Raw genomic sequence first — 13,774 nt, 5'->3', positions numbered from 1 at the left:
ATTTTAAACTTTACTACTTTGTATCAATTGCTTTTTTAATCAAATCTTCACCTATTACATCATAAAACTTAGGATAAACAACTGACATAGCTTTTTTCCATTCTTGTTTTTGTTCAGGTGTTAATTCTATAATTTCAAGTTTTCCTGTTTCTTTTGAATATTTTCTTAATTCATCCATAATTTTTGCATCTTCAACTGCTGATTCTTTTCTTTCAAGTTCAGTAGCTTCTTTCATAGCTTGAGAAACTTTTTCTTGTAAATCTTTTGGTAATTTATTCCAAAATTGCTCATTCATAACAACAAGGTAACCTAAGTATCCGTGGTTACTTAAAGTAAGACTAGATTGAACTTCATGGAATTTTTTTGTATAGAAGTTAGATAATGGATTTTCAGTTCCATCTACAACACCTTGTTGTAATGCTGAATATACTTCTGAAAATGGTAAAACTTGTGGATTTCCACCAACAGCTTTAAATTGTGCTTCTAAAACTTTTGAACTTTGAATTCTAAATTTCATTCCTTTTGCATCTTCTGGTACAATTAAAGGTTTTTTGCTACTAGAAAAATCTTTAAATCCAGCATCCCAGTAATCCATAGCAATCATTTGTTTTTTTGCATCAACTTTTGATTTTAAAATTGCTCCAACTTCTCCATCCATTACATTATAAAGATGTGCTTTATCTCTAAAAATGAAAGGTAAATCAAATAATTGCATTTGTGGTGCAACACTTGTAAATTTAGATAAACTTGGCATAATTACTTGTACATTATTCATAACAAGTGCTTTAATTTCTTCACCATCACCGTATAATTGAGAATTTGGGAATACTTGAACATCAATTTTTCCACCTGTTAATTCTTCAACTCTTTTTTCAAAAAAGTCTGCTGCTTTACCTTTTGGTGTACTTGCACTTACAACGTGACTTACTTTCATTGTATAATCTGCTGCTAATCCCGATGTTGCTAACATTGCTGCTGCAATTGTTCCTAAAACTAATTTTCTCATATCTTACTCTCCTTAAATTTTGATATAAAAAATTATAGTTAAAAGTTATGTAACTATTATGTAATTATTAACAATTGTCTATTTTTTGATACTTTATACAAATTGTATAAAAAATATCTGTTGTATAAAAAATATATAATTTATACTTTTTTATATGAAATAATTGTTGTATAATTAGCGGTTGTAAAGATTCAATATTTCAAGTGTTTAACTACAATTTAAACTAATTTATAGTATATTATTATCCAACTTTACTACGGAATATGAAAGATTAATATAAAGGAAAATGATGGGGTGTAATTTAGACTTACTAACTTCTTTTAAAGATAATTGTGGGTTTGGTTTAGTAGCAGATATGAAAAATCGACCAAGTCATAAAAATTTAGAAGATGCAATAACTTCACTTGAAAGAATGATGCACAGAGGTGCAGTAGCAGCAGATGGTAAAACAGGAGATGGTTCTGGTTTATTATTATCTATGCCTGATTCTTTCATGAGAAAGGTAGCAGCACAAAAAGGTGTTGATTTACCAGAAATTTACGCAGTTGCGATGATTTTTGCAAAAGAACTTGAAGATATAGATACTTTTAAAGAATATTGTGAAAAAAATGATTTAAAAGTTATTTTGACAAGAGAAGTTCCTGTTGATACGGATGCTTTAGGTCAACAAGCTTTAGAGAGTTTACCGCATATTATTCAAGTATTTGTTATCCCAAGTACTTTAATGTCATCTAAAAGATTTGAAGCAATGCTTTACTTAACAAGAAAAGAGTGTGAGCATAAATTAATAGAAAAGAAAGATTTTTATATTCCTACATTTTCATCTAAGGTAATTGCGTATAAAGGGCTTATTATGCCTACGCACATTAAGCATTTTTATATAGATTTAAGAGATGAAGATTTTAAAATTTCTTTTTCTTTATTTCATCAAAGATTTTCAACAAATACTCTTCCTTTATGGAGATTAGCGCAACCTTTTAGAGCAATAGCTCATAATGGAGAGATAAATTCTGTTGAAGCTAATAGATTTAATGTTGAAGTAAAATCAGAACAGTTAAAATCAGATGTTTTTTCAGAAGAAGAGATGAAAAGATTATTGCCAATTTTACAAAATGTTGGTTCAGACTCAACATCTTTAGACAATATGTTTGAATTTTTACTTGCAAATGGAGTGGATTTTTTTAAAGCTGCACGTGCATTAGTACCAGCTCCTTGGCAAAATGCTCCTCATATGGATTCAAACTTAAGAGCATTTTACGAATATACTGCAACTACTATGGAAGCTTGGGATGGACCAGCAGCTGTTTCATTAACAGATGGAAGACATATCGGATGCTTAATTGATAGAAATGGATTAAGACCATCTAAATATGTTATTACAAAAGATGATAAATTATATATTACATCTGAATATGGAACTTTAAATATAGAAGATGATAATGTTCTTGAAAGAGGAAGATTACAATCAGGTCAAATGATTGCACTTGATCTTAAACATGGAAAAATATTAAAAGAAGATGACATCAATAATTATTTAAAATCATCTCAACACTATTCAAAATGGTTAAATGATGATATGGATTATGTTCAAGAATATATAGAAGATACTTTTTTAAATGTAAAAGACTATAAATTTGAAAATTTAGAGAAAAAACAAAAGTATTTTAATATTACTTATGAAGTATTGGATCAAGTTATTGAGCCAATGGCAAAAGATGGAAAAGAACCAGTTGGTTCTATGGGTGATGATACTCCGTTAGCCTGTTTTTCAAAAGTAAATAGAAATTTTACAGATTTTTTTAGACAAAAATTTGCACAAGTTACAAATCCACCAATTGATCCATATAGAGAAAAAGTAGTTATGTCTTTAGAAACTGGATTTGGTAGAGTTCACAATGTTTTAGATGAAAAACCAGAATATGCTAGAAGATTAAAAGTAACAAGTCCTATTTTAATGAAAGAAAAATATGATGTTTTATATTCTTTTGGTGATGAAAAATCTCCAAGATATGACGCATATTATAAAAATAGAGTTTTCTCAACAAGCTTTAAATCAAATTTAAAAGAATCTTTAGAAACTTTAGCTACATATGTTATAAAAGCAGTTAGAGAAGATGGTGTTGCTGTTGTGATTCTAGATGATAGAGCTGTAAATGATAATGAAAAGATTATTCCTGCAGCAATGGCAGTTGGTTTTTTAAATCAAAAATTATTAAAAGAAGGGATTAGACATAATGTTTCACTTGTAACTATTACAGGAGAAGTTTATGATCCTCATATGGCAGCTGTATTAATTGCTTTTGGATGTACAGCAATCTATCCATATATGATGTATGCATCAACAGTTGCTTTTTTCCAAAGAGAGAAACCAACTAAATATGAAATGCAAAAATATTTAAAAAATACTCAAAAATCTGTAAATGCAGGTATCTTGAAAATTATGTCAAAAATGGGTATTTGTACAATTGCATCATATAGAAATTCTGGTTTATTTGATATTGTTGGTTTAGATGATGAAATTATTAATAGCTGTTTTACTGGTGCTCATAGTGAATTATCAGGTTTAACATTTACTGATATTGAAGAAAGAATTAATAAATCTCACCATAATGCATTTAAAGAAGAACATTCTATTTTTCCTCTTGATTTAGGTGGATTTTATAAATATTCAAATGGTGGTGAATATCATGATTATGGTCCAGCTACAACAAAAGCTATGCACAATAAACATGCTTCTTCAAAAGAAGATATTACTGATTTTGAAGGATTAAGAGAGTTAGTTGCTAATAGAGATAAAAAATTTATTAGAGACTTTTTAGAATTTAATTCAGATAGAAAACCTATAGATATTAGTGAAGTTGAATCAAAAGAAACTATTTTCAAAAGATTTGCAACTGCTGCTATGTCATTAGGTTCAATTTCTCCAGAGGCTCATGAAGCAATGGCAACTGCTATGAATACTATTGGTGGTATGTCAAATTCAGGTGAGGGTGGAGAAGATGCAAAAAGATTTGGGACTATTAGAAATTCTAAAATCAAACAAGTTGCATCAGGAAGATTTGGGGTAACACCTGCATATTTAAGAAGTGCTGAAGAGTTACAAATTAAAGTTGCACAAGGTGCAAAACCAGGTGAGGGTGGACAATTACCAGGACATAAAGTAACGGGTCTTATTGCTACATTAAGACATACAGTTCCAGGTGTTACTTTAATTTCACCACCACCACACCATGATATTTATTCAATTGAAGATTTAGCTCAATTAATTTTTGACTTAAAACAAATTAATCCATTGGCTAAAATCACAGTAAAACTTGTATCATCAATTGGTGTTGGAACAATTGCAGCAGGAGTTGCAAAAGCTTATGCTGATAAGATTATTATTTCAGGTGGAGATGGTGGAACAGGAGCTGCTCCTTTAACATCAATTAAACATGCAGGAAATCCATGGGAAATGGGGCTTTCTGAAGCTCATAATGCTTTAAAAGCAAATCATTTAAGAGAGTTTGTTCATGTTCAAACAGATGGTGGATTGAAAACAGGTCTTGATGTTGTTAAAGCTGCAATGTTAGGTGCTGAATCTTACGCATTTGGAACAGCATCTTTAACACTACTTGGATGTAAAATTTTAAGAATTTGTCATACAAATAAATGCTCAGTTGGAGTTGCAACACAAGATGAAACTTTAAGAGATTATTTTACAGGAACAGTTGAAAGACTAATTTCTTACTTTACATTTATCGCTGAAGATGTTAGAAATATTCTTGCAAGTTTAGGTTATAAAACGATTGAAGAGATTGTTGGAAGATCTGATTTATTAAAAGTTATTGATGATAAATTTGCACAAAAATTTGATTTTCAAAATATTTTAAGAAGAGTTGAAGGAATTGATACTTGTCAAAAAGAGACTAATGCTCCTTTTGATGATAATAAATTTGAAAAAGAATTATTAAAAAAAGTTCATAGAACAATCGAAAATCCAAGTTCACCTGTAAAAGTAAATGCAGATATTTCAAATTTAAATAGATCATTTGGTGCTTTAATATCAGGAGAAATTGCAAGATTTTATGGAGATAAAGGCTTACCTGAAAATTCTATAAATATTAATTTAAAAGGAATTGCAGGTCAATCATTTGGAGCATTTTTATCAAAAGGTATGAACTTATATCTTGATGGTGCAGCAAATGATTATGTTGGAAAAGGTATGAATGGTGGTAAAATCATTATTAATCCAGCTCATCAAGGTCCAAAATTTGCAGGTGCAGGTAATACTTGTTTATATGGAGCAACAGGTGGTAAATTATATATTAGAGCAGCTGTGGGTGAAAGATTTGCAGTTAGAAATTCTGGATGTATAACTGTTGTAGAAGGAACAGGTGATAATCCATGTGAATATATGACAGGTGGAATAGCTGTAATTTTAGGTAACACTGGAATTAATTTTGGAGCAGGTATGACAGGTGGTTTGGCATTTGTTTATGATCCAGAAAAAACATTTGTTGATAAAATGAATCAAGAATTAATTGAACCAGTTAGAGTTGATACAGATGATACTGAAAGAGAAAGATTATATTTAAAAAGATTATTATTAGATTATTTACACGAAACACAAAGTGAAATAGCTGAACATATATTACAAAATTTTAGAGCTGAAATTAGAAATTTCTGGATGGTAAAACCAAAAAATATGACAGTGCTACCACTGGATCCGGACAAGGGAGATTAAGAAAAATGTTAAATTTTACAAAATTTGAAAGAGTAAATCCAGAAAAAAGAGATGTTCTTCAAAGATTAAAAGATTTTGATGAAGTATATCAAGTATTTACAAAACAAAGAGCAACAGAACAAGCAGATAGATGTATGCAATGTGGTGATCCATATTGTCATACAGGATGTCCATTAGGAAATTATATTCCAGCATGGTTAAAACAAACAGCAACAAAAAATCCAGATTTGGCTTTTGCTTTATCAAATGAAACATCTCCTTTTCCTGAAATCTTAGGAAGAATTTGTCCACAAGATGTACTTTGTGAAGGTGCATGTTCTTTAAATACAGGTCATGGAGCAATTTCTATTGGAGCAATTGAAACATATATTTCAGAAAATGCTTTTGAAAATGGATTGAAACCTCAATTTACTACTAAAAAAAATAATAAACGAGTTGCGATTATTGGTTCTGGACCATCTGGAATTTCAGCTGCAACATTTCTTCTTAGACGTGGATTTGATGTTGAAATGTTTGAAAGAGCAGATAGAGCTGGTGGACTTTTAATGTATGGAATCCCAGGATTTAAGCTAGATAAAACAACTGTTGATAGAAGAATTAACTGGTTACTTGAAGCAGGAATGAAACTTCATACTAATTGTGAAATAGGAAAAGATAAATCAATATCAGATTTAGAAAAAGAGTTTGATGCAATTTATTTAGCTATTGGTGCAACTTCAAGTAATAAAGTAAGAGTTGATGGTGAGAATGCATCAAATGTATACTTTGCGATTGATTTTTTAACAGGGATTCAAAAAAGAAATCTTGGAAACAAAAATATAAATTATATTGATGTAAAAGATAAAAACGTTGTAGTTATTGGTGGTGGAGATACAGCTATGGATTGTGTTCGAACATCTGTTAGAGAAGGTGCTGAAACTGTAAAATGTCTTTACAGAAGAGATGAAAAAAATATGCCTGGATCTAAAAAAGAAGTTGTAAATGCAAAAGAAGAAGGTGTTGAATTTGTATTTAATGTTGCTCCAAAATCTATAAAAGTTGAAAATAATTTAGCAGTTGCAGTTGAATTACTTGAAACTTCAATGAGTGAACCAGATGCAAGCGGAAGACAGAAAGTAGTTATTAATGAAGGATCTGAATATTTAGAAGAGGCAGATGTTGTGATTTTAGCACTTGGTTTCTCTCCTGAAGTTCCTGCATTTTTAAAAGAACTAAATGTTGAAACAAATTCTTGGGGTGGAATTGTAATTAATTCAGATTACAAAACTTCAAATAAAAAAGTTTATGCAGGTGGGGATTGCAGAAGAGGTGCTCATTTAGCTGTAACTGCAGCTGTTGATGGAAGAGAAGCAGCAAAAGCAATAATAAAAGATTTATTGTAAAAATGAATAAAAATATTACAGCCTTTCATAAAAGAGATTTTATAGAGGCTGTAAAATTAGCTAATAAAGAAATATATACATATATAAATGAAAATCTATCTTTAAATGATTATTCCTACACAAATAGTGTTGGATTTGGCGGAGATAATTCTTTAAAAATGGATTTAATTGCTGAAAAAATATTTATTAAGTATTTAGATAAATTTGGAAATATTTATTCAGAAGAATGTGGATTATTAACAACTAATAAAGATTATACTCTAGTAATAGATCCTTTGGATGGGAGTAATAATTTTTATTCTGATTTACCATATTATGGTACATCTGTAGCATTAAAATATAATGAAGAAATAGTTGCTGGTTTTGTAACAAATTTAGTTTCAGGAATCATGACTTATAGAGTATTTGATGAAGAAAAGAAATATTTTTCATTAATTACAATGGACTATAAAGATAAAATTAAAGTTGTAAAAACAAAACTTGCAATTTTTGAAAGAGCTTATACATATCCAAAAATTTGTGATAAATTAAGTTTACTACATATCAAATTTAGAACTTTAGGTGCAGTTGCTCTTAGTTTATGCAGTGCAATTGATTATGAATTTGTATTATATGGTGGCAATATAAGAGAATTTGATATTGCGGCAGCTTTATATATTTGTAAAGATTTATATATTTATAGGTCAAATGAATATTTATTTATAACAAAAAATAAAGAAAAATATGACTTACTTAAAGAAATTATTAATCAATTTTAGGTTATAACTCCAAGACAATTAAATTACAATAGGAAGAAATTATATGTCTTTAATGATTACTGATGAATGTATTGCATGTGATGCATGTAGAGAAGAGTGCCCAAATTATGCTATTGAAGAGGGTGACCCAATTTATGTAATTGATCCAGATAGATGTACAGAGTGTGTTGGTCATTATGAAGAACCACAATGTGTTGAAGTTTGTCCTGTTGACTGTATTATTATTGATCCAGATAACGAAGAGACAATGGAAGAGTTAAAGTTCAAATATGAACAATTAATGGAAGAAGAGAATTAATGTCTAAAGTAACGACAATCATTGACATTGGTTCCAATTCAATGAGAATGGTTGTATTACAAAAAAGTAGCAGATTTGCATTTAGTTTAATAAATGAGACTAAAAGTAGGGTGAAAATATCTGAAGGTTGTTATGAAAATGATGGTAATCTTCAAGATATACCCATGCAAAGAGCTTATGAATCCTTAAAATCTTTTTTAAATATATCAAATGCATTAAAATCAAGAAAAATTATATGTGTAGCAACATCAGCTTTAAGAGATGCACCAAATTCAAAAGTTTTTATAAATAGAATAAAAAATGATTTAGGCTTAAATATAAAAGTAATTGATGGAGAAAAAGAGGCATATTTTGGTGGAATTGCAACTTCAAATTTATTGCATGATGATACTTTTGTAACTGTGGATATTGGTGGTGGTTCTACAGAGTTTGCTTTTGTAAATGCTGGAAAAATAGAAAAATCTATATCTTTAAATATTGGAACAGTTCGAATAAAAGAACTTTATTTTAATAAAAATAATATTGAAGGTGCGAAAAAATATATATTAGATAATTTAAAAAAGATTTTTGAATTAAATATAGAAATCCCTCAAAAAGTTGTGGGAATTGGTGGGAGTATTAGAGCTTTATCAAAAATAGTAATGGCAAAAAATCAATATCCTTTAGATGTTCTTCATGGATTTACTTATAATGTTGAAAATGAAATAATTTTATTTGACAGAATTTCTAGAGCAAAAGATAATGATGATTTAAAATCTTTTGGAGTAAAAAAAGATAGATTTGATACTATAAAAGAGGGTGCATTTATCTTTAAAACAATTTTAGATGAGCTTAAAATAAAACAAGTTGTAACTTCAGGAGTTGGGGTTCGAGAAGGTGTTTATTTAACTGATTTACTTAGAAATTCAAACCATAAGTTCCCTGAAAATTTTAATGTTAGTGTTAGAAGTTTGCTTGATAGATTTCAAATTGATGAAAAACAAAGTGCATATTTGGGTAATAATGCAAAAAAAATATTTGATATTTTGAAACCTTTACATAATTTAGATAGTAAAAGTAGAAGTTTACTTGTAATTGCATCTAAACTTCATTCTATTGGCTCAACTTTGAATTTTTATAAATCAAATGATAATGCATTTGATTTTATTTTAAATGGTTTAAATTATGATTTTTTACATACATCAAGAATGATTGTAGCTCATACAATAAAATTTTCAAAAAAATCACTTCCAACAAAAAATGATATTTTAGAATATGAAGAACTTTTACCTAGTCTTAGAGTAATGCAATGGATGTCTTTTATGATTTCATTGAATATTGCAGTTAATCAAGATTTTTCTAGACCAAAAGTTGAATATATTTTAAATGAAGATATTTTAGAAATTAATTTACCAAATAAATCATTTTTAATTGAATCAAACATTGATAAATTAGAAACACCGGAAGATTTAAAAATAAAGATTTTATGATGAAAAAAATAGTATATAAAATTTTTTTATTTGTAGTTTTTATTTTAAGAAAATTACCGCAATCAGTAAGAAGATCATTTTTTAGATTTGTAGCATATTGTGGTTATTTATTCGCAAAAAATACAAATAAGATTATAGAAACAAATTTAAATTTTGTTTTTAATAATTCTTTATCTAATGATGAAATAAAAAGTATTCAAAAATATTCATATTTTAATATGGTTTTATGGGTTCAATCTTTAATAGAAAATTTAGATGTGAGTGATGATGAATTAAAAAAAACAGTTAAAATAGAAAATGAAGAGATACTTTTAAATCTAAAAAAAGAGAATAAACCAATTATTTTAATTTCTGCTCATTTTGGGAATATGGAGATGTTAAGTTGTTATATAAATAAATTTGTAATACCTTTACATCAAGTAGCCAGAGAGTCAAATTTTAGTGAAATAGATGAATTTATTGTAAAAGCAAGAGAAGCATCTGGAAGTAAAATAGTTTTTAAAGATGGAGCTTTAAAAAAGCTTGTAAAAGCAATGCTAAAAAAAGAAGCAGTATCTTTAATAATTGATCAAAATATAAATGCAAGAGATGGTGAAGAAGTTGAGTTTTTAGGGAAAAAAGCGTATCAATCATCTTCTAGTGCAAATTTAGCTAGAAAGTTTGATGCGTATATTGTTCCTCTTGCTATTTTTAATCAAGAAAATTATACTTATAAAATTAAAATTTATGAACCAATTATTCCTATAAAAACTGAGAATGAAAAAGAAGACCTAAAAAAAATTTCACAATTAGAAGCTAATGCAATATCTGCTATAATTTATGAAGATAAAAAACAGTGGTTTTGGCCACATAAAAGATTTAAAAGTCATTATAGAGAGATATATGAAAAGAATTCTAATAATAAGTGATGGCAAACCAGGACACTTAAATCAATCAATAGCTTTTTGCAAAATAAAAGATGTAAGTTATGATATTTTAGAAGTAAAATTTAAATCAAAATTTCATAAATTGCTATCTTATCTTTTTGATAAATTTGATTTTTTTACTGATGCTTTATTTGAAGATTATAAAAAATATTATTTTGATTTTTATGACGCAATAATTAGTACAGGTTCAGGAACTTATTATTTTAATAAATTTATTGCTCAAAAGTATAATAAAAAATCAATAGCTTTAATGCTTCCAAAATCATATAAATTCAAAAATTTTTATTATATAATCGCACAAGAGCATGATAATCCAATACGACAAGATAATATTCTAACTCTTCCTTTAAATTTATCATTTCCTAAAGCAAAAGGTTATGTAAAAAAAGTTAAAGATAAAAAATCACTTGCAATTATAATTGGAGGAGATAATGATGTTTTTACAATGGAATATGAATTAATAAAAGATGAATTAGATTTTATTTTTGAGAATTATCCTGAGTATTTAAAATATATAACAACTTCAAGAAGAACTTCAAAAGAAATTGAAAATTTAATAAATAAATATGATTTTGATTATAAACTTATTTATTCAAAAGAACCAAAAATCAATCCTATCGGAGATTTTATAGCTGTTTGTGATGAATTTTTTATTACAACTGATTCAACTTCAATGTTAAGTGAAGTAAGAGCAAACACAGATGCTAAAATTAATATTATAGATTTAGATTCAAAAAAAGAGAATACAAAATTTCATCGTTTAGTAAATATTATTGAAGATATGGATGATGAAAAAGTAAATTTTGTAAAGTTATTGAAAAAAGTAAAGATTTAAAAAAAGGAAAATAAATTGAATAAAAAGATTTGTATAATTGGTCTTGGATATGTTGGATTACCACTAGCTCATGCATTTAGTAAAAAATATAAAGTTGTAGGATTTGATATTAATAAACCTAGAGTTGAAGAGTTAAGTAATGGATATGATAGAACTTTAGAATTAACAAAAGAAGAAGTTCAAGAATCAATTTCAAATGGAATGATATATACAACAAATATAGAAGAGATAGAAGATTGTAATGTGTATATAGTGACTGTTCCAACTCCTATTGATTCATCAAATAGACCTGATTTAACTCCTTTAATTAAATCTTCCCAAACAATTGGAAAAGTTCTTAAAAGAGATGATATTGTAATTTATGAATCTACAGTTTATCCTGGAGTTACAGAAGAAGTTTGTGTTCCACAGTTGGAAAATATTTCAGGATTAAAATTTAATCAAGATTTTTATTGTGGATATAGCCCTGAAAGAATAAATCCAGGTGATAAAGAACATACTGTAACAAAAATACTTAAAATAACTTCTGGTTCAACTCCAAAAATAGCTGATGTTGTAGATGAACTTTATAATTCAATAATAGTTGCAGGAACTCATAAAGCAAGTTCAATAAAAGTGGCAGAAGCTGCAAAAGTAATAGAAAATACGCAAAGAGATGTAAATATCGCACTTATAAATGAATTAGCACTAATTTTTGATACTATGAATATAGATACAAATGATGTTATAGAAGCAGCTGCAACTAAATGGAATTTTATAAAACTTAAACCAGGACTTGTTGGTGGTCACTGTATAGGTGTTGATCCATATTATTTAACTTATAAATCTGAAGAGTTGGGATATAAACCAAATTTGATTTTAGGTGCAAGACAAATAAATAATGCAATGGGAAAATATATTGCAGATAAAACAATTAAATTGATGATAAAATCTGGAAAAATTATAAAAAATTCAAATGTATTAATGATGGGATTAACTTTTAAAGAAAATTGTCCTGATATAAGAAATACAAAAGTAGTAGATATTATTGAAGAGTTGGAAGATTTTGGAGCTATTATAGATGTTTATGAACCTTGGATTGATGAAAAAGATAAAGGTTATTATGATTATAACTTTGTAGAAAATCCTTTTGAAAATGAAAAAAAATATGATGCAATAGTTGTAGCTGTTGGTCATAATCTATTTAAAACAATAACTGAAGAGGAATATAATAATCTAATAAAAGGTGAAAAAATAGTGATTGATGTAAAAGGAATAGTTCCTAATCCTACTTGGAAGTTATAATCTATGAAAATAGTGCAAGTTTTACCTGAATTAAATGAAGGTGGAGTTGAACGAGGTGTTGTTGAACTAAACCGCGAATTTGTTAAAAAAGGAATAGAATCTTTTGTTATTAGTTTGGGTGGAAAACTTGAAAATCAAATAAATCTTGATGGAGGAACTTTTATAAAGTTTGATGTTTGTAGTAAAAATATTTTTACTACAATTTCAAGAATAAATAGTTTAAAAAAAATTTTAAAAGAACTAAAACCTGATATTATTCATGTACGTAGTCGTGTTCCTGCTTGGCTTGTTTATTTTGCAAATAAAAGATTAAATATAAAAGTTGTCAGCACTGTTCATGGTTTTAATAGTGTAGGTTTTTATAGTTCAATTATGCAAAAAGCAGATGCTGTTATATGTGTAAGTAATAGTATAAAAGAGTATATTCAAAAAAATTATCAAACACCACAATATAAAATAACTGTAATTCCAAGAGGGATTGACTTAGAACTTTTTAATCCTTCCAACTTAGATGAAGATTTTATAAATGAATTTAAAGAAAAATATGATTTAAAAGATAAATTTATAATCTCAAGTGTTGGAAGAGTAACTCAATTAAAAGATTATGAAACTTTTATCAAAGCAATAAATTTAGTAAAAAAAGAAATTCCTCAATTAAAAGCTTTGATTGTTGGTGGAACAAGAAGTGATAAAGAAGATTATTTAAACTCTTTGAAAATTTTAATAAAAGAGTTGAATTTGCAAGATAATATCATTTTCACTGGAAGCCAAAGTAAAATAGCAGAAATTTATGCTTTAAGTGATATAGTTGTTAGTTCATCAAAAAAACCTGAAAGTTTTGGACGAGCAGTTGCTGAAGCAATAGCTCTAAATACTCCTGTAGTTGCTACAAATCATGGTGGAGTAAAAGATATAATTATAGATAATGTTAATGGCTTTTTCTTTGAAGTAGGAGATGAAAAAGAGCTAGCTAATAATATTTTAAAATCAAAAAATCTAAAGTTTAATGGATATAATTATATAGCTTCTAATTTTTCTTTGGAAAATATGGTAAAAAATACAATCGAAGTTTATAAAAAGGTGATTTGAT

10 protein-coding genes are annotated in these 13,774 nt (G+C 27.5%); 9 read left to right on the top strand and 1 reads right to left on the bottom strand.

The features are described 5' to 3' along the window. Positions 1 to 13: 13 nt before the first annotated feature. Positions 14 to 1,006 carry a DctP family TRAP transporter solute-binding subunit gene (locus ABLL_RS11685; RefSeq protein WP_014475010.1) on the bottom strand — a complete coding sequence of 331 codons (993 nt, stop codon included), beginning with the start codon at positions 1,004 to 1,006 and terminating at the stop codon, positions 14 to 16. 289 nt (positions 1,007 to 1,295) lie between these two features. Between ABLL_RS11685 and gltB the strand changes: the two genes are divergently transcribed. The 9 genes from gltB to ABLL_RS11640 are packed head-to-tail and all read left to right on the top strand — an operon-like array spanning position 1,296 to position 13,773. After that, entirely contained in the window at positions 1,296 to 5,732 is a 4,437-nt protein-coding gene (gene gltB / locus ABLL_RS11680; RefSeq protein WP_014475009.1) for a glutamate synthase large subunit, read from the top strand. 5 nt (positions 5,733 to 5,737) lie between these two features. After that, positions 5,738 to 7,114: a glutamate synthase subunit beta gene (locus ABLL_RS11675; protein ID WP_014475008.1), complete on the top strand. Its 1,377-nt coding sequence runs from the start codon at positions 5,738 to 5,740 to the stop codon at positions 7,112 to 7,114. Positions 7,115 to 7,116: 2 nt separating this feature from the next. Then, positions 7,117 to 7,872: an inositol monophosphatase family protein gene (locus tag ABLL_RS11670; protein WP_014475007.1), complete on the top strand. Its 756-nt coding sequence runs from the start codon at positions 7,117 to 7,119 to the stop codon at positions 7,870 to 7,872. A gap of 43 nt (positions 7,873 to 7,915) precedes the next feature. Further along, positions 7,916 to 8,170: a YfhL family 4Fe-4S dicluster ferredoxin gene (locus tag ABLL_RS11665; protein WP_014475006.1), complete on the top strand. Its 255-nt coding sequence runs from the start codon at positions 7,916 to 7,918 to the stop codon at positions 8,168 to 8,170. Continuing rightward, positions 8,170 to 9,639: a Ppx/GppA phosphatase family protein gene (locus ABLL_RS11660; RefSeq protein WP_014475005.1), complete on the top strand. Its 1,470-nt coding sequence runs from the start codon at positions 8,170 to 8,172 to the stop codon at positions 9,637 to 9,639. Before ABLL_RS11665 ends, ABLL_RS11660 begins: the two co-directional genes overlap by 1 nt. Then, positions 9,639 to 10,547, top strand: a complete 909-nt coding sequence (locus tag ABLL_RS11655) for a hypothetical protein (RefSeq protein WP_041654886.1) — start codon at positions 9,639 to 9,641, stop codon at positions 10,545 to 10,547. The genes ABLL_RS11660 and ABLL_RS11655 overlap by 1 nt, the downstream gene beginning before the upstream one ends. Next, positions 10,522 to 11,400, top strand: coding sequence for an ELM1/GtrOC1 family putative glycosyltransferase (locus ABLL_RS11650; RefSeq protein WP_014475003.1), 879 nt, complete (start codon positions 10,522 to 10,524; stop codon positions 11,398 to 11,400). The genes ABLL_RS11655 and ABLL_RS11650 overlap by 26 nt, the downstream gene beginning before the upstream one ends. A 15-nt stretch (positions 11,401 to 11,415) precedes the next feature. Continuing rightward, complete coding sequence (locus tag ABLL_RS11645; RefSeq protein ID WP_014475002.1) at positions 11,416 to 12,684, top strand: nucleotide sugar dehydrogenase; 1,269 nt, start codon at positions 11,416 to 11,418, stop codon at positions 12,682 to 12,684. Between the two features lie 3 nt (positions 12,685 to 12,687). Further along, positions 12,688 to 13,773, top strand: a complete 1,086-nt coding sequence (locus tag ABLL_RS11640; protein WP_014475001.1) for a glycosyltransferase family 4 protein — start codon at positions 12,688 to 12,690, stop codon at positions 13,771 to 13,773. Position 13,774 lies beyond the last annotated feature (1 nt).

This window comes from Arcobacter sp. L (assembly GCF_000284235.1).
Taxonomy (GTDB): Bacteria; Campylobacterota; Campylobacteria; order Campylobacterales; family Arcobacteraceae; genus Aliarcobacter; species Aliarcobacter defluvii.
The sequence above is the reverse complement of the archived record's forward strand: the minus strand, read 5'-3'. Positions and strand labels throughout refer to the sequence as shown.

Excerpts from the sequence above, each read along its gene's own strand:
- ABLL_RS11685 (WP_014475010.1), bottom strand. The coding sequence starts at position 1,006 with ATGAGAAAATTAGTTTTAGGAACAATTGCAGCAGCAATGTTAGCAACA.
- gltB (WP_014475009.1), top strand. The coding sequence starts at position 1,296 with ATGGGGTGTAATTTAGACTTACTAACTTCTTTTAAAGATAATTGTGGG.
- ABLL_RS11675 (WP_014475008.1), top strand. The coding sequence starts at position 5,738 with ATGTTAAATTTTACAAAATTTGAAAGAGTAAATCCAGAAAAAAGAGAT.
- ABLL_RS11670 (WP_014475007.1), top strand. The coding sequence starts at position 7,117 with ATGAATAAAAATATTACAGCCTTTCATAAAAGAGATTTTATAGAGGCT.
- ABLL_RS11665 (WP_014475006.1), top strand. The coding sequence starts at position 7,916 with ATGTCTTTAATGATTACTGATGAATGTATTGCATGTGATGCATGTAGA.
- ABLL_RS11660 (WP_014475005.1), top strand. The coding sequence starts at position 8,170 with ATGTCTAAAGTAACGACAATCATTGACATTGGTTCCAATTCAATGAGA.
- ABLL_RS11655 (WP_041654886.1), top strand. The coding sequence starts at position 9,639 with ATGAAAAAAATAGTATATAAAATTTTTTTATTTGTAGTTTTTATTTTA.
- ABLL_RS11650 (WP_014475003.1), top strand. The coding sequence starts at position 10,522 with ATGAAAAGAATTCTAATAATAAGTGATGGCAAACCAGGACACTTAAAT.
- ABLL_RS11640 (WP_014475001.1), top strand. The coding sequence starts at position 12,688 with ATGAAAATAGTGCAAGTTTTACCTGAATTAAATGAAGGTGGAGTTGAA.